The sequence below is a fragment of the uncultured Lactobacillus sp. genome (assembly GCF_948948975.1).
In the GTDB taxonomy this organism is placed as follows: domain Bacteria; phylum Bacillota; class Bacilli; order Lactobacillales; family Lactobacillaceae; genus Lactobacillus.
Map to the genome: position 1 here is coordinate 44619 of NZ_CARBVX010000004.1, position 18068 is coordinate 62686.

At 36.1% G+C, this 18068-nt stretch carries 9 protein-coding genes and 1 pseudogene; 2 read left to right on the top strand and 8 right to left on the bottom strand.

The features are described 5' to 3' along the window. Positions 1-55 precede the first annotated feature (55 nt). The 4 genes and pseudogenes from Q9R40_RS02850 to coaA all read right to left on the bottom strand — a co-directional run bounded on the left by Q9R40_RS02850 (position 56) and on the right by coaA (position 11198). Positions 56-895, bottom strand: a pseudogene (locus Q9R40_RS02850) (transcription antiterminator). Between the two features lie 257 nt (positions 896-1152). Continuing rightward, positions 1153-9384, bottom strand: a complete 8232-nt coding sequence (locus Q9R40_RS02855) for a Rib/alpha-like domain-containing protein (protein ID WP_304676255.1) — start codon at positions 9382-9384, stop codon at positions 1153-1155. A gap of 377 nt (positions 9385-9761) precedes the next feature. Then, positions 9762-10334 carry an elongation factor P gene (gene efp, locus Q9R40_RS02860; RefSeq protein WP_298506737.1) on the bottom strand — a complete coding sequence of 191 codons (573 nt, stop codon included), beginning with the start codon at positions 10332-10334 and terminating at the stop codon, positions 9762-9764. 12 nt (positions 10335-10346) lie between these two features. Beyond that, a complete protein-coding gene (gene coaA, locus Q9R40_RS02865; RefSeq protein WP_304676260.1) occupies positions 10347-11198 on the bottom strand; it encodes a type I pantothenate kinase in 852 nt (283 codons plus the stop codon). Positions 11199-11286: 88 nt separating this feature from the next. Here coaA and Q9R40_RS02870 point away from each other — a divergent pair, with 88 nt between their 5' ends. Further along, positions 11287-11859, top strand: a complete 573-nt coding sequence (locus tag Q9R40_RS02870) for an SGNH/GDSL hydrolase family protein (RefSeq protein WP_297937499.1) — start codon at positions 11287-11289, stop codon at positions 11857-11859. 35 nt (positions 11860-11894) lie between these two features. Here the strand turns inward: Q9R40_RS02870 and Q9R40_RS02875 are convergent, their stop codons facing one another. Beyond that, entirely contained in the window at positions 11895-13220 is a 1326-nt protein-coding gene (locus Q9R40_RS02875) for a PTS sugar transporter subunit IIC (protein WP_304676264.1), read from the bottom strand. Between the two features lie 38 nt (positions 13221-13258). Continuing rightward, the gene (locus tag Q9R40_RS02880) at positions 13259-13915 is read right to left on the bottom strand and encodes a hypothetical protein (RefSeq protein WP_304676266.1); all 657 of its coding nucleotides are present in this window, start codon (positions 13913-13915) and stop codon (positions 13259-13261) included. 34 nt (positions 13916-13949) lie between these two features. On the opposite strand from Q9R40_RS02880, the gene Q9R40_RS02885 reads away from it, so the two are divergent. After that, positions 13950-14633 carry a MurR/RpiR family transcriptional regulator gene (locus Q9R40_RS02885; RefSeq protein WP_304676269.1) on the top strand — a complete coding sequence of 228 codons (684 nt, stop codon included), beginning with the start codon at positions 13950-13952 and terminating at the stop codon, positions 14631-14633. A gap of 148 nt (positions 14634-14781) precedes the next feature. Here Q9R40_RS02885 and Q9R40_RS02890 read toward each other — a convergent pair whose 3' ends face one another. Together Q9R40_RS02890 and helD are read right to left on the bottom strand one after the other, a co-directional pair. Next, positions 14782-15504, bottom strand: coding sequence for a C39 family peptidase (locus Q9R40_RS02890; RefSeq protein WP_304676273.1), 723 nt, complete (start codon positions 15502-15504; stop codon positions 14782-14784). 141 nt (positions 15505-15645) lie between these two features. Next, positions 15646-17964, bottom strand: a complete 2319-nt coding sequence (gene helD, locus Q9R40_RS02895) for an RNA polymerase recycling motor HelD (RefSeq protein ID WP_304676274.1) — start codon at positions 17962-17964, stop codon at positions 15646-15648. Between the last annotated feature and the right edge of the window lie 104 nt (positions 17965-18068).

The following is an 18068-nucleotide window of genomic DNA, read 5'->3' on the forward strand; positions in this document are numbered from 1 at the left end:
CAGTAACTTGGGTTCTTGCCTAATCGAATTAGTAACATACCTAAGTATGAAATATTTATTTTTCTTGACGACTTGTTACCCGCCAAATATGTAAAACCAGGTAGAACTTATCATCTGATTTTAAAGTCCATCCTTTTTTTACTGTGTAAATAAGTTGCAATTCGTTCAGCTGTATCATAAGCATGATTATACTTAATTTTCATAAACCCTAATAGAGAACCGTCAAGTTCTCCGCTCTTATGATGCTTATTTCTTAAAAGTCTTACTAATAATACTCTCAAGTGAGTAATAAACCGACTATAGTTAAATGACTCTGTATCTAAGGTCATTTGATATTGGTATTGAATAATATCAATAATCCCGCTTATTAACTCAGTTATTTCAACTGTCTCTTGCACTTGATCATTATCAGATGCTGCATTAACAAAGTGATAGGTCATAAAAATACTTTCACTTACTGGCAAGTCAACCTTCACTTCTTTATTAATTAAAGCAATAACTTTTTCACTAATTTTATATTCCTTAGGAAAAAGATTCTTAACTTCCCAACGTGTATTGGCAGCACTAATATCAATATTATCTTCAATTCTTGAAAGGGCAAAATCAATGTGATCAGCTAAAGCCAAGTATTGAAAATCGTTAAACTTCACATTCAATAGCGGCTCCACCATCTCGATTACCTTATTAGTTAAATCGATAGTCGAAGCATTTATTTCTTTTACTTGGTTAACCTCATCTTGATGAGAGTTAGCAATGAAACGTCTTTCAATTTTGCTCTCATCAATCTTATCACCCTTTTTTAGACCAAAGCCTACGCCTTGGCCAGGACTACTTGTTCTTGACCTTGGTCGTCCTGAACCAAGGCTGCACTATTAAATGTTTTAAGAAATATCATCCGACGAATCACCTTTATATAAAAAAAGCTACCACAAACTAGAATATACCTGTCTAAGTATATCATCTTTATTTGTAGTAGCTCAGACCTGATCGCATCAGTAATCCGCTTATTTACAATAATTATAATTGCGCTTACATATAATTGTGTCAATAAGTATTTAAATAAAAAATACTTATTTTTATGCAACAAAAAAGAAGAGGCCTCTAGTCTCTTCTTTCTTTGTCTCTATTTAGAAAATCAAACTTTTACAATATTTACTTATCTCTACGCTTCTTACCAGCGCCTAAGCCGAACAAGCTACCTACTGCTGCAATAGCTAAACCTAAGATGCCAGCTGTATTTTCAGACTTAGCACCTGTTTGTGGCAAAGTAGCCTTTTCAGAATGCTTAATTTGTTGTGCTGGAGTTGTAGTTGAAGCCACTTTGTTTTCAGTAGTTGTTGCTACATGCTTAGTAATAACTTGAGCAGTATTATTATTGTTATTTTCCTTTGCGACAGCATCAACGTAAACCTTAACAGTCACATCTACACTTGTACCATCTGGGTAAGTTACAGTGATAACACCAGTATGTTCACCAACTGTAGCAACATCTGGTACTTCCTTCCAAGTGTACTTAGTGCCTTCTGGCATTTCATCCTTGTTCTTGATACCTTCTGCTGGATTTGGAAGAACGCCTGGAGTAGTGTGAATTGGTTGTGTTTCTGGTGTTACATTGTTTGCATTAACGATTACCTTCACAGTTACTTCGTCCTTTGAACCGTCTGGGTAAGTTACAACAATCACACCAGTACTTTCACCTGGTTTAGTTACATCTGGCGTCTTTTCCCAAGTGTACTTAGTACCATCTGGTAAGTCACTCTTGTTCTTAATGCCTTCTGCTGGATCTGGTACAACACCAGTCTTAGTGTTTACATCTTGACCTTCTGGGGTGTACTTATCGGCATCAGTTGTTGGGTTTGTTACGTGGATGGTTACTGGGACTTCGTCCTTTGAACCATCTGGGTAAGTTACAACAATCACACCAGTACTTTCACCTGGTTTAGTTACATCTGGCGTCTTTTCCCAAGTGTACTTAGTGCCATCTGGTAAGTCGCTCTTGTTCTTGATGCCTTCTGCTGGATCTGGTACAACACCGGTCTTGGTGTTCACATCTTGACCTTCTGGGGTGTACTTATCTGCATCAGTTGCTGGATTTGTTACATGGATGGTTACTGGAACTTCGTCCTTTGAACCGTCTGGGTAACTTACTACAACTGTGGCTGGCTTGTCTCCTGCAGTAGTTACATCTGGAGTGTCTTTCCATGTGTACTTAGTGCCATCTGGTAAGTCACCCTTGTTCTTGATGCCTTCTGCTGGATCTGGTACAACACCGGTCTTGGTGTTCACGTCTTGACTTTCTGGAGTGTACTTGTCTGCATCAGTTGCTGGATTTGTTACATGGATGGTTACTGGAACTTCATCCTTTGATCCATCTGGGTAAGTTACTACAACTGTGGCTGGCTTGTCTCCTGCAGTAGTTACATCTGGAGTGTCTTTCCATGTGTACTTAGTGCCATCTGGTAAGTCACCCTTGTTCTTGATACCTTCTGCTGGATCTGGTACAACACCGGTCTTGGTGTTTACATCTTGACCTTCTGGAGTGTACTTGTCTGCATCTGTTGGGTTCTTAGTTACAGTTACGGTAACTGGAACTTCAACAGGTGAGCCATCTGGATAAGTTACGATAACTACAGCTGGTTTTTCACCTTCAGTACTTACATCTGGTGTTGTCTTCCATGAGTACTTAGTACCATCTGGTAAATCACCCTTGTTGGCAATACCCTGGTCTGCATCTGGTACTTCACCGACCTTAGTAGTTACATTTTGACCAGTTGGAACTACTGGAGCATAGTTAATGTCAACAGTAACATTCTTAGTTTCAGCGGTAACTTCTTCAGCAGCTACTTTAGCATGACTTGGAGTATAGCCTTTAACAGTTGGTGCGTTAAATTCTGCCCAAGTACCATTTGCTTGGTTAAGTTCACCTGCCACATGCCATGCGTTCCAAGTAATCTCGCCAGTCACTGGATCAGTGTAACCGGCATTACCTTGAGCATCTTCACGAGTAAAGTGAACAGTTTGGTCATGACTTACTGGATCTTGACCTGGTTCATGAACCACAATCGTACGAGTTACGTATTGGTTCATGTCATCGTTTACGCCTTCTTGACCTGGCTTGTATGGTACTGGAGTGTCAGCTTGCTTTTGGTAACTTACAGTAACGTTTACACCGTTTTGTGGCACACCATCTTTTTCTGTTACTGCAGCAGCTGCTACTTCGGTTGACTTTGTACCATCTACGTATGAATCATAACCTTTAATTTGTTCTACACTAACTGAAGCAAATTCGGCTTTACCACTCTTAACGTGCCATGCGTTCCAAGTAAACTCGCCAGTCACCGGATCTTGGTAACCTGCGACGCCGTTAACATCACGAGTGTATTCTACAGTTTGCGTTACTGGGGCAATTGCCTCATGTCCTGCTGGTACTTCGTAGTTAATGGTACGAGTTACTGACATGTCATCTCTAGTTGGATCGTATGGTACTGGAGTTGCATCTTGTTTTACATAAGTAATGGTGTCAGTAATATCGCTCGAATCTGGATTTACTGTCACTGCGGCTACTTCTGTTGCTTTAACATCATTTACGTAACTGTCATAGCCTTTTTGTTCTTTAATATTGTAAACTGGGAAAGTTTCGCTGTTTGAGTTCCATGGGTTCCAAGTAGTTTCACCAGTTACTAAGTCCTTCACACCAGTACGTTCAAATTCAACTGAAGTAGTTCTTACAAGAGTCATGTCAGCATTAGTCTTGCCTGCTGGTACTTCTTGGATGGTTTGGGTAATCTTGCGGTAAGTATTCTTGTTGTTCTTGTCAACTGGAACAACTTCAGTACCGTGTTCAACCTTGTAAGTTATAGGTTGTGGATCATCTGAACCGAACTTGTAAGATCTGATAACTTGTTGATTTGGAACTAGTTTCCAGTTAGTTGGGACATTTCCAGGTACATCAACATTAACAGTTTCATCAGTCTTACCAGGAACGTTATAAGTACTTACCACATTACCATTGCCGTCAACATAGTTAATTACTAAAGTATGTTCGTTAGCAGCGTAAGTTACATTAACAACTTCATTTGCTGAATCTTCAGTAATTGTTCCTGAAGCTGGAACATATTGCTTACCATCAATAGTTTCAATAGTTGCACCAGTTGCAGTAGCTGTGTAGCCAGGTTTAGTTACTTCATATTGTGGGAAGTTAGTTACTACTTGGCCTTCACTATTCTTAGCAGGTGCCCAAGCAGTATACGTTACTTGTTGATCTGCTGGTTTAGAAAGATCAGTTATCTTAGCACGACTGTAAATTACGTGTTGTACAACTGGAGCAGTTTCACCTTGAACAGTAATCGTACGAGTTATATCACGATAAAGGTCATGGTTAGTCTTGTCATCAACACCTTGATCAACCTTGATTACATTGACAGCTACTGGAACATCAAGGTAACTACCATCAGTAAAGTTGATCCGAACAGTTGCAGGCGCCTTAGCATCAGCTTTATCAAGACTTGGTAAAGTTTGCCAGTCAACTGAACTAATTTCAGCGTTATGAGCAACAGTTAAATCACTAGTATTTACAAGCTTTGAAGCATCCCCTAAAGCAGCCTTCAAATCAGTAACATCAGAGTTAACATTTGGAATAGTACCGTTAGCTTCTGCACCATAAATGTAAACTGATGGGAATGGGTAAGTTGACACAGGACCCTTACCATAAATTGGCCAAATTACACTTGAACTGTCAACAACAGCTGAATACTTAGGATAGCCAAATTGATTATTCTTCCAGTTAGTGTATTCAATAGTACCCGTACCGCCATTATTGGCTGCAGTATCCAAACTTGTTGGCTGACCATTACCCATGATGGCACCTAGGGCATTATTGAATAGAACAGTGTTTGCTTCAGTCCAGCTAATCTTAATGTCACTAGCATTAATAGATTGTGGCGCGTTAACAGTTACACCAGCTGGATTATCACCAGTTTGGGTAAGAACATATGCAGTCTTATCGGCATTCAAAGTGTAAATGTATGGCTTACTGTAGCTTTGACCACCTTGGTAGTAGCTTAACTTGAAGCTTTCAATTACTGGACCACCGATAATGTTCTTATCAGAAGTCTTGTGAGTTACGACATCATTAGCGTGAAGACTGAAAGTATGACCTTTATCGTCAATAATCGTAACATCGCCGTTGCCACTTACAGCAACCGGGATTGTAACTGTTTCAGTTGTACCATCTGGGTAAGTTACGACAGCAGTACCAGTAGTTGCGCCAGGCTTTGAAGTATCTGGCTTAGTAGTCCAAGTTGCACTTGATGGGTAGCCGTCAACTGGGCTAGTTCCACCATTATTTAAGTTGGCAATACCTTCAGTAGCTGCTGGAGTACCGTCAACAGTAGTAGTAATCGGCTTAATTTCTGGCTTAGCGTTAACAATTACATTAGTTGGCACTTCATCCGTAGAGCCGTCTGGATAAGTTACGACAATTGTAGCTGGTTTCTTACCTGGAGTAGTAGTGTCTGGAGTATCCTTCCAAGTGTACTTAGTGTCGGTTGGTAAATCACTAGGGTTCTTAATACCTTTTTCAGCATCAGGAACTTCGCCCGCCTTAGTTGAAACGTCTTGACCTGCTGGTGTGTACTTATCTGCATCAGTAGTTACCTTGATTGAACTTTCTGGAATATTAACATTCAAGTAAGTTGGGTTACCATTAGCATCTTTATCAGTAAAAGTAATCTTGATTACTCCACCTTGACCATTTGCATCAGGCTTAGTTGCCCAAGTAGTAGAAGCAATTTCATCAGTTGGAATGTTGTTATCTACTAATTGACTGAATTGTTCACTAGTCAAGTCTGAACCAAGATCAACATTAACTGGAGTAGTTACATTCTTAGCACCAGCACCCTTAGCATCAATGGTAAATGGATTAGTAGTTACAGTACCATTCTTTGAACCTAGAATATTCTTAGCAGCATCATTGTTAGTAAAGTCAACATTTACACTAGTAGTGATTTCCTTACCAGCTGCAGTTGCAGTATCAACATTAGTATCTGGAGTAGTAGTCCAGCTTACTGTTGATGGATCAATAGTAATTGGAGTTGTAGTAGTTGAAAGCTTACCATCTGTTAGTTCGTAACCTTCTGCAGTTACAACACTAGCAGCAGAAAGAACTTGTGAATTATCTGTAGTTTCGTGAGCGTTAAGCTTAGAAGTATCAACTGTAGTTACAACTGCACCGTTGTCACCCCAAATTACAGTTTGACCTGCCTTAGTAACAATTACTGGAACAGTAATTTCATCAGTACTCTTATCTGGGTAAGTTACAGTTACTGGAACATTGTAAGCACCTGGAGTTACATCAGTACCCGGCTTAACAGTTACAGTACCAGTTGATGGATCAATTGTAGCCCAATCTGGTGTATCTGTACCTGTAGTAAATGTAGTTCCAGTTGGAGCAGTAGCATCTTTATCATCTTGAGTAGTAAATGATGGGTCAACAGTCGCAGTTTGGCCTTGTTCAACATTTACTGGCTTGTATGATGGCGTGTAAGTTTCTGCATCAGTCTTATTGGTTACTACAAATGGAATATCAACGAAATCAATTGAACCATCAGCATAAACAACTGTAGCAGTTTGGTATGCTGGGGTAGTACCAGTTACTTCTAAATTACCATTGCTACTTGTTGGAACAGATTTTGGTTGAACTAGTGGGTAATTCTTGTATTGATCGTTGAATTCTTTCCCATCGGTAGAAGCATCATACCAGTGAGTCTTAGTCCAATCTACAGTCTTATCATTATCCAAAGCACCGGCAATAATACCATCTGGTCCTTGAATATTTTCAATACCATCTTTAACTGTAAAGTCAGCTAACTTATGTTGAGTATTAGTATCAATTTCCTTTACAGTTGGTTGGTACTTGATATTATCCTTAATGTTTTGGTCTTGGTTTAACTTAGTACCCATTGCCAAACGTTGTGGTTGCCACCAGCTAAAGTTGTTGAGCAATTGGTTCATGTAAAGCATTTGAACTGTCTTATCAGATAAGTTATTCAAATCAACACCGCTAGTAATACTTTGACCACCCTGATTCTTACCGAAGGTAACTGCGTTAGTATCAGAGTTAATTAGCTTATTAGTACCTTGACTAGCTGCTGGTTTAGAAGTACCAGGTGTAAAGGCATCTGCATAGTTTCCCCAGTTGTTGGTTGTCATTAAGTTTTGCAAGTACCAAACATAGGATGGAGCGTCACTAGTATTAGCTTGGTCCCATTGAGCAATTGGCGTGTTGTATTCTCCTGATGCAGTACCTAAAATCTTATCCTTATTGCTGTTAATTTGAACACCATTGTAATTCAAGTAAGCGCCGTTAACTGTACCTTCAAGACGAATGAAGTTACCAACGGAATCACTATTTAAGCGTTGGAAGTTTAAGTAGTATGGATTAATGATATCTAAAATTGCTTCATTACTGGTACCAAACATTGTAATTAGACCAGTTTGAGAAATCTTTGGATTATTCAAACCAACTGCATTCCAGCCTTTTGGAATAGCTGCATTATCTTGTAAGTCTAAAGTAGCACCATCGCCAACTTTTAGTGTATACGTATCGTTGTTAACACCACCTGAACCAAAGGAAATTAATGGTTGTACAGCTGGCAAAATAGTACCATTAGCATCTGTAGTATCACGGATAATTGTTAAACTACCTTCGTTAATTAAGCTAGCGTCGTGACTGATAGTATTGCTTACATTACCAACGGCAATTGAAATTGGCGCATAGTGGTAACCATTTAATGTTGCGTTACCGTTGCTTCCCATTGCAACCCCATTGTTATCTTGCTTAGTCTTGATATTAACTACACCGGTCTTACCAATATTTACGCTACCTGTGGTCATTACAGCGGAGTGACCCGCACCCATATTTGCATTCAATGTACCATTAACAGTAATGTTCCCATCTCTACCGTATTTAAGATAGGCTGCACCCGGATCATCATTAGTCCAAATTCCGCGTACATCTGTTGCAGTAGCTCCATCACGAGAAACTGCATTTAAGTTAAGGGTGGCACCTTCATTGATAATTACTTTACCCATGTCGGCTTCGATCATATTACCACCGACATTGCTACCATTATTAGTCTTGTAGGTACCAACATTCATAGTGGTCGTACCAGATTCAACTGTTACGGTACCAGCTTGAATAGTAGAAGCATAGTTATATTGGGCATCACTGTTAGCGTTAACCCCTGTATTATTAATAGTGTTATTGCCTTTTAAGACTACATTGATAGCGGCATTATAACCAGTTACCCCATGCTGGTCTCCAGCAATAAGTGAACCTTGCTTAATGTTCGCAGTAACACCATCTAAAGTAATAGTATCTTTTTGACTATTAGTAGCATTTACATTACCGAAATAGAAGGTACCATATCCACCCTTATAAATAGTACGTTGGTAACCATCACCATTAACAGTAAGATCTTTTAAGGTTAAATCCCATGCAGAATTATTGTCACCTTGGTTAGCGTTAGTAAATGCTAAGAAATTAGTACCAAAATCAAGTGCATACTTGCCTTGACCATCAATAGTTACCTTACGAGCAATATCCTTTGCTGTTACATCTAATTCACCATAATTATCCTTAATCGCATTGGCAACATCTCCGTTAGCGGTAATATCGTTTGTTAAGACAATATTACCAACGTTAGGATTAATTAAAGCCGCACCAAATGAGCTCCAGTCTGATGCTTCTTGAGTTTGACCTTGACTAGCATTTGCTGATGTTTGAACAAAGGAAGATCTCAATAATGAAGTCTTGTTCTGTTTGTTTGCATTATCCACATTAGCTTTAACGTTAAAGTTAGTTGTCTTCTGATCACTAACTGAATTTGATGAAGCAACAGAAGATGAAATATCGTTGTTCTTTACAGCTGCAGTTTTAGTTGTATCTTCTTTAGCAGCATCAGTTTTAACTTCAGTTGCTTCTTTTGAAGTGGTAGAAGATTCTGGTTGAGTTGCTTGCTTGTCTTGTTCAGCAGCAGTAGCTGATTGGACCTTTTGAGAAGCGGTGTCAACGTCAGCTTGAGCAGAATCAACGTTGCCCTGTGCGGTAGTTGGATTTACCTTCTCTGCATCAGTTGCTTTATTAGTTTCATCAATCTTTACATTTTGTTGAATATCATTTGATTGATGCTCATTATTTTTAGTATTGTTTACTACAGGATTCTCTTCAGTAGCAGCTTGAACTTTTTGATTTCCAGCCATACTCATAAAGCTGAAACCAATTAAAACAGAAGCGGCACCAATAGAAAACTTTCTAATTGAAAACCGTTCTTTTCTCGGTTCCATTTTACGGAGTTTTTCATGATAATTATTTTTTGATAGCATTATCTGCTTCTCCTTTTTATAAATTGATAAATCATATTACAGGTCCAGTAGAGGTCTTTTTTAAATAAAAGATAAAATAACTATATCATATCTAAGTTTTTGTAATTAGTATAGTTTAATATTTCTTTTATTTTATACATCGCTCCAACAAATAGTTATGCGCTTGCACACGTTGGTAACTATAACATTTTTACTAAGCGAGACACTGAATCCAGTAAGAATATCTAACTGCCGTTTTTACAACTCATACTGTTGCTAAAATAACAGTTAATACACAGCTATTTTAACCTCCCCATTTACTTTTTGTCAACATCTCTTTACCTATTTAAGTTATTTTTTCCACAAAAAAAGCTACCCAATTGGGTAGCTTAATATAACTATCTACTAATACTATCTGCACGGCCTTTATAATCACCGGTTTCAGTTCCAATAATTAATTCTTCGCCTTCTTTAATAAAATCTGGTACAGTTACAACTAAACCTGTATCCATTGTTGCAGGTTTGCCACCACCAGCAGCAGTAGCACCTTTTATTTCTGGTTGAGTTTCCTTTACAGTCATTTTTACAGTAGATGGTAAGTTAATTCCAATTAGTTTACCTTCATCAGTAAACTTAAGATCAACATTAATGTTAGGAATTAAAAATTTAGCTTCTGCCTCAAGATGTTCCTTAGGAATTAAATACTGCTCATAAGTATCTGTATCCATAAAAATAAAGTTAGTGTCATCGTCGTAAAGATATTGTGCTTTTTTCAAGGAAACATTAACTAACTCTACTTTTTCGCTAGGACGCATTGTTTTATGCACAACAGCTCCACTCATAACATCACGCAAATCCATTTGCATAACTGTATTACCCTTACCAGGTTTATGGTGATTACTCTTTAATACTTCAATTAACTTACCGTCTTGATTAAAAATCATGCCCTTTTTTAATTCAATTGCTTGCATTAACAAATACCTCTAAAATTTCTTAATATACATATCACTAATTTCATGATTACCGTACTTTTTAATAATCATGTCTGCTCTTTTTTTAGTTGGTTCAATATACTCGTGTAAGTTTTTCAAGTTCACATCTCGCCAAACTTTTTTGGCAAAAATATCGGCTTGCTCACGTGGTACATTAGCCCATTGATAAAAATAATTATCTGGATTATTGCGATTAATTTCTAGCATTAAATGATAGCGATCAAGATACCATCTTTCTAAATCTTCTTCAATAGCATCAAGATAAATCACATAATCTAAGAAATCACTTGGTGGCGCTTGCCCATTAGGTGGAACTTCAAGTAAATTTATTCCTTCTACGACTAAGATATCGGGTTGTTCAACTGACCCAACTTCATTAGGCACTAGATCAGAAATTTCCTGTGAGTATAATCGATATGGTACCCTTTCTTTACCAGCTTTAACACTTGATAAAAAAGTAGAAAAGGCATCCCAATTAAATGAGACTGGGAAGCCTTTTTGATCCATTAAGTTTTTAGCTTTAAGTTCTGCATTAGACATTAAAAAGCCGTCAGTAGAAACCTGAGCAATTTTTTTATCCGGTTCAAGGCGTTCAAATAACCGAGTTATTTTCTTGGCAAAAGTAGACTTACCAACAGCAACAGATCCAGTTACTCCAATTATAAAAGGAATCTTTTGCCATTGGTCTTTATAAAATGTTTGTTGAGTATGATAAACAGCATTTTTTTGACTCATGATATATTGAAGATTCTTCATCATGAAAATTTCTGCACTAAATTCATCACTTGGAGGAATTAATGCCTGCCACTTATCAGGTGTCAAGTGTAAAAATTGCTCTTGCATAAAAAGCCGCCTTCCTTCTGCCTTGTTCCTAGTATTTTTACATTGTTCAGCCTATCATATATATTGAGAGAAAGAAAAGAAGATATCTATGAAAAAATTAATTCTTTTTGGTGATTCCCTACTTGCAGGGTATATTGATGGACACGCAACTAATATTGTAACTCAAGGACTGCAAGAAAAATTACCTAATTTTACAATTATTAATAATTCTGTACCTGGAAGTACAACTGAGGAAGCAATTGATTTTTATGAATTAAGAATTAAACCTTTCGATTACGACTTAGTTGTCCTTGCCTTAGGTACTAACGACGCAAACATGCAATTTGGTTTAAGTGCTGGCCGTTATGCACATAACTTGCAAGTTCTAGTAGATTTAATTGGTGCCGATAAAACAATTTTAATGGGACCTTCCTATACTAATTGGAAAATTGCCAAAGATCAGGGATGGCCAAAAACATTGCAATTTGAATTAGTAGCTAAGCAATGTCATATTGATAATGACATTCTATTCTTAAATTTTGCAAAAGTAATGCGTGAGACAGGTCATCCTAATAAGCTGCTGCAAGAAGATGGTATTCACTTAAATCAAGAAGGAAATAAATTATTAATTGAAGAGCTTGCTGAATTAGTCAAAGAGAAAGAAATAGCTGCTATACCATAAAAAAGCATCCCAGTGTGGGATGCTTTTTTACTGCTCTATTCAGCTATACTTTCTTGCTTTCTTAATTCATTTTGTTCAGCTACCTTAAAGAAAGGTAAATAGATAAATATACCTATAATGATTAAAATAATTTCAAAAATAATATTTCTCCAGTCCATTGAACTCATATATGCTTGGAAGAAAAATGGAGTAAATGAGGGATCAACAATGTATCCCATTCCAATCCAATGAAGACTTTCAGCTATATATGTCAAAATAATATTAACAATCGGAGCAATTAAAAATGGAATTCCTAAAATAGGATTAAAACAAATTGGCGTCCCAAATATGATTGGCTCATTAATACTACAAATTCCTGGAATAAGCGATAATTTACCTAAAGCTCGATATTTTTCTACCTTACTTCTCATCATCAAAATTACTAAAGCAAGTGAGTTTCCTGATCCACCTAAAACAGCAATTCTAAACATTTGTAAATTCATCAGATGAGTAGGTGCCAATCCTTTTGCCACTAATGCTGCATTAGCACCAGTAGCCGCAATACCAGTTGCAAACACAATTGGGAAGATAACGTTACTACCATTGACTCCAATTAACCATAGTAGATTTCCTAAAGTGACTATCAAAATATAGCCCCACAAACTATTAGCTAAAAAAGTTGCTGGAGTTAAACATTTCATAATAAAAGTTGTAAAATCGGCATGCGTTACACTAACTAAAATCAAATTAGCTCCATAAAAAATAAAGATGTTAGCTAACAAAGGAATCAGAGAATTAATAAAATTAGCAACCATCGGAGGAATTGAATCTGGTAATTTTATCTTTAATTTACTTTTTTCAATACCACGATTAATTTCAACAGCTAGGAGCCCAATAATAATTGCTACAAATAACCCGTTTGTTCCTAAATTATTGAGACTAATTTTATTATTCTTATCAACAGTAGTTGCTACCATTAAAAAGGTAACTAATGAAATCATTCCATCTGTTGCAGGATGAAGACGCCGATATGCCTTGCTTAATTCATAGGCAATACCAAAGGAACAAATCATCCCAAAGATGCCCATAGTCATATTATATGGAATAGTTATTTGTGCATAATGTGCCATTGCCCAATATTTCCAACCTGCAAGCCACTGCATAAAAATATTAGCGGTTCTTGGATTATACCGATCAAGTATAATTGGAGGATTAGCAACAATTAAGAAGAATGAACCAATTACCAAAAATGGCAATCCGAAAAGCATCCCATTTGAAATAGCCTGTAGATGCTTTTCATTTCCAAGTTTTTGTCCAATAGGCGTTAAAACTTTATCCAATCTAGTAATCAGTGAATCTTTTTTAGCAGTAGTTTCAGCCATGAGAGATCACCTATTTCCTTACTAAAGATAAATACAACTTAAATTTGATATGGATTAAACTTGAAAGCATTGGGAATAACTTTACTATCATCCCAATTTTCACGAATTTTATGGTATTCGTCCCAATAATTATTATCAACTTTTAATTGAGGCGTAACTTTAGAATCAACTTCGAGAAAATGCATACTCCCTCTTCCCATTTTTTGACCACGAGTAGTATGTTTATCTAATGCATAATCCGGAATTTCAGGAACATAACCTAGAGCAAAATTCTTAATAATGATATTCTTAAGTAAATCAGACGAACGATCTTTAGTTGATTCACATAAGTAACGAATTGCATGTACAAACATCATTGCACGATCTGGCTCATTGTAACTAAAGTTTTGTCTCATTTGATTCAGATTATTAATTAGAATTGGTGCTTGTGGATTTCCCATTCCAATATCTTCAACTGAAATAGCTTGAAGTCTACGCCATAATTTTTCTTCCATTTGAGGTGAGGAAATATACATCTCGTAAGCAAACTCACAAGCAGCCCGTTCTTTTCCTTTTCTGATTGATTTTTGTAGTGCAGAGATAACTTCATCGGCTGCTAATCCATTTCTAGTTCTCGTTCTAGCCCATGGATCTGCTAAAAATTCTTTTTCTCTATTTTGTGGTACTTTATTTTTCTTAAGATCTTTTTCTGACATCGTGAGTCCTTCTTTCAATTTATAGGAGAAAGCAATGAATATTCAAACTATTAGTGAAAAGTTTCAACTAAATACTGATGAACAAAAAATATTAATTTATATGGATCAACACCGTAACGAAATTAAAAACATCAATATACGTGAACTTGCTAAAAAAACTTTTACTTCTCCTAGCTTTATCATTAAGACCTGTAAAAAGATGAAGCTTTCAGGATATTCTGAATTGGTCTTTCTAATATCAGATGCGCCAAATTTCCCTAATAATACTGAAAACGACTTAAAAGTAGAGTCATACGTAAAGCCTTTTTCCAACTTGATGGATAAGCATAAAGACTCAATGATCATGATATTGGGTAGTGGATACTCTCAAAATATTGCTAATTATATGAGTGAATATCTTAATTTGAATGGCTTTCGCTGTACATCAAATTCACATCTTGAAATGCTTAGAAAACACAAAAACACTCTGGTAATTATTATTAGCAATTCTGGAGAAACAAAGCGCCTTGCTGAACTTTGTACACAAGCTGAAAAAAATAATCGTGATATTTTATCTTTCACTGGAGATAAAAATTCAACAATTGCGAAACACTCAACGCTTGCAATAAGTTCAGATACTTTTGGTCCTACATCTTTTGACAGCCATTACCCTCAGCTGTTTTTTGGTCTAACACTCATCTATTTTGAATTATTAATGAGTAACTTTTTGTCTAATTAGGTACCGCCTTAAGACAATTCTTATATTACCTGTGATTATTAATTATTTGAATACTTTGGTGAGTTTTGAAAACATGTTTTTATTTTAAAAAACATTTTTATGCAAGCACCATAAAAAGCATCCCAGTGTGGGATGCTTTTTTACTGCTCTATTCAATATACAGGGCTTGTTTGCCTTGCTGGTTATAACTTGCCTCTATCTTCTTTAAGCTTACCTTTTTATTTTTAACACCATAAGGATCATTTACATACACAATTCCCTTTTTCTTGTTATAACCAGTAATTACACAAGCATGAGATGATGGCGTTACATTAACCTTTCCTTGCTTGGTAGACCAGGTTTGCATATCATTTACACGATCAAACTTCAAAGTTGTAATGATTACTACGGGATGTCCTTCAGAAACTAATTTCAATACTCGAACAAAGTTATTGCCTGTATAGTTGCGAATTCTCTTAGTATATTTTCTTGCAACATTATATAAAGGTTCATTATAAACACACCAGCCTGCATTCTTGATACTCATATAGCCAACAAAGCCAACATGCGGATTCCCACGATAATCATTACCAATAAATGAGGAAACGTGCTTAATATTTGATGACAACTCTAATTTACTTACATTAATATCATAGTATTTCAACAACATTGAAAGTGAGGTAACCTCACATCCATTCGGTAAGTCTGGTAACTGATTTTCTAAGGGAACATTTAACTTCTGTTCTGGTTTTAGAGTAAGCCAATCATATTCATCTTGAATCTTGTCAAAATTGAGTACTAAAGCGACTACTCCTACAGTAATTAATAGTAAAAATGTATACAGAATTCTTCTTCTACGCCGATATTTTCTCACTCTATTTAATCTTTTCATGCTAAGTATTTTAACTATTATGTATTAAGTCTGTCAAAATGCATGAGAATTAACTTTAAATTCTTATCTGCTTACTTTAATAATAAAAATCCCTCTAAATCAAGGTTCTAATGATACCGAGATCCAAGAGGGATTTTATTTTTACTTATTTACGTAAGTTTTTTCATCTAAGTTATCAAACAAAGGGCTTTTCTCACCTGTATAAATTAGATCTAATTTATACATTGCCCGTGAGGCAATCGTGTAAAGCAATTGAGTTTCATCTAATTGATGATAGTTTTCTTTTGAAACACTCCAAGCAACCACTGCATCGAATTCTAGTCCTTTAGCAAGATAGGATGGCATTACTAAAGTACCAGGCACTAAACGCTGGTTCGCAGACCCAATCAAAGTTGCCTTAATATTTCTTTCTTTTAATACTTTAGCGACTTCTTGAGCTTCAGCTAATGTCTTAGTAATAATCGCTGTTGTTAGTTTTTGCTCATCGTTTTCTGCCAATATATCTTGCAAGGCATTGTATTCTTTCTCAATACTATCACGCTTGTAAAAGGCTGGCTTTGGACCACGTCTATCAAAAGCTTCAATCTTTTCACCTTGACGCAAGATTTGCTTAGTAAAGTTAGTTATTTCCTTCGTTGAACGGTACGACTTCGTTAATTGAACAACATCGGTCTTCTCGGGACCAAATAATTTAGAGATTTGACTCAAAAGTGTTTTACTTTCATCTTTAGTAAAAATAGCTTGATTCAAGTCACCTAACATCGTGAACTTAGCTCTAGGGAAATTGTACTTAAGGTACGCTAATTGGAATGGAGTGTAATCCTGAATTTCATCAATAAAGGCATAGCGCATTTCATAATCTGTTCTACGTCCGGTTACTAGATCATATAGGTAAAGGTATGGAGAAATATCAGCCATCTTGATTCTTCCAGCCTTAAACCGCCCTTTAACATTTTCAATATGAGCATCCCACTCCTCTTGAGTAATGTCCCATTTACTTAAGTCAATTATCTTAGGAACGGCACGTAAAAAACGTAAGTATTGTGCACGAATATTTAAAAAGCGATTCTGACGAATCTTGCGACTAACTTGCTTTAATTGATTAATTACAATCTTACGAGCTAAAAAGTGTTCTTCTTTTGCACTAGATTCAAATTCTTGATCTGGGCGATCATACAACTTATTTAATTGCTCTTGATCCAGAGATTCAATGGTCTTATCAACCCATACCTTCTTAGTTTCAGGTTCAATTCTCCGATTTAAGCTATTAATCAAAGCTTCTTTTGTCGCTTCAATTCTATTTCTCAGATGATAGTTTTCATTAAAGCCATAGTAGATTTCCTTGATCTTTTCTTTATCAAAAAATGGTTTTTTCTTACTCTTAAAGTAAATATTCTTAAAAATCAAACCATTCTTTTCAAGATGCTTTGCATAGCGAGTTACTGCATTAAAGAATTGGAGTGAATTCTTCAAGTTAACGATCTTGTCATTTTGCTCATTATCTTCGAATTGCTCAAATAAGTTTTCAACATTCATTCCTGGAACACGTCGAGAAACAAACTGCCAGTAAGTCATTTGAACCATATTCTGTTCTCCCATTTCAGGAAGAACGTTTTTAACATAATCATTAAATAATTGATTTGGGCTGAACATAATAACATCGCTAGAAGTCAGATTGCCACGGTAGCGATATAGTAAGTAAGCCACACGTTGCATAATCGCAGAAGTCTTACCCGAACCAGCAGCTCCTTGAACAAATAGAAGATCAGCACTAGTATTTCTAATAATTTTATTTTGCTCGCGTTGAATGGTAGTCACAATTGACTTCATCTGTGTAGATGATTTTTCATTCAAGACATTTAAGAGCATTTGATCCCCAATGGATTCATTGGTATCAAACATATTAGTAATCTTGCCGTCTTTAATTAAAAATTGACGTTTCTTAGTCATATCAACAGTTTGCACACCATCTGGTGCATTATATGATACTTTTCCTAATTTTCCATCATAGTAAATAGATGATATTGGGGCACGCCAATCATAGATTAAAAAATGATCTTCTTTATCTGCAAAAGAACCTAATCCAATATAAATAGTTTCTGGTTCTTCATTCGGTTCTTGAAAATCAACTCTTGCAAAATATGGCTTCTTTTCTAAACGCTGCAAGGTCGATAATTGCTTAGCTGAATGCTGCCAGGCATTTTGTCTTTCAGCTAACATCTGTTGTTGCTGGTGAATCGACAAAGCAGTATCCATTGAAGTGGAGTAGCCATCATAATCTAATTTCACATCATCAAAAAAGTGTGAATTGATATTTTGAGCTTCATTTTGTGCATGGTCGATTGAATGATCAAGCTCTTTTTCTTTCTTTTTAATTAAGCCAAGAACATCATCTAAATGCTTTTGTTCTTTTTGTTGTTCAGTTTCTTTTACCAAAATTACGTCACCTATTTCTAGCATTAGTAAAAACGTTGCATATTATTCTATCATATGTATACGCTTTCTAAAAGAATTTATAATTTTCAGAAAGTCTCAACTGTTATTTAGTCTTTTCTTAAATAATT

Coding starts and splice junctions, on each gene's coding strand:
- Q9R40_RS02855 (WP_304676255.1), bottom strand. CDS start 9,384: ATGCTATCAAAAAATAATTATCATGAAAAACTCCGTAAAATGGAACCG.
- efp (WP_298506737.1), bottom strand. CDS start 10,334: ATGCAAGCAATTGAATTAAAAAAGGGCATGATTTTTAATCAAGACGGT.
- coaA (WP_304676260.1), bottom strand. CDS start 11,198: ATGCAAGAGCAATTTTTACACTTGACACCTGATAAGTGGCAGGCATTA.
- Q9R40_RS02870 (WP_297937499.1), top strand. CDS start 11,287: ATGAAAAAATTAATTCTTTTTGGTGATTCCCTACTTGCAGGGTATATT.
- Q9R40_RS02875 (WP_304676264.1), bottom strand. CDS start 13,220: ATGGCTGAAACTACTGCTAAAAAAGATTCACTGATTACTAGATTGGAT.
- Q9R40_RS02880 (WP_304676266.1), bottom strand. CDS start 13,915: ATGTCAGAAAAAGATCTTAAGAAAAATAAAGTACCACAAAATAGAGAA.
- Q9R40_RS02885 (WP_304676269.1), top strand. CDS start 13,950: ATGAATATTCAAACTATTAGTGAAAAGTTTCAACTAAATACTGATGAA.
- Q9R40_RS02890 (WP_304676273.1), bottom strand. CDS start 15,504: ATGAAAAGATTAAATAGAGTGAGAAAATATCGGCGTAGAAGAAGAATT.
- helD (WP_304676274.1), bottom strand. CDS start 17,964: ATGCTAGAAATAGGTGACGTAATTTTGGTAAAAGAAACTGAACAACAA.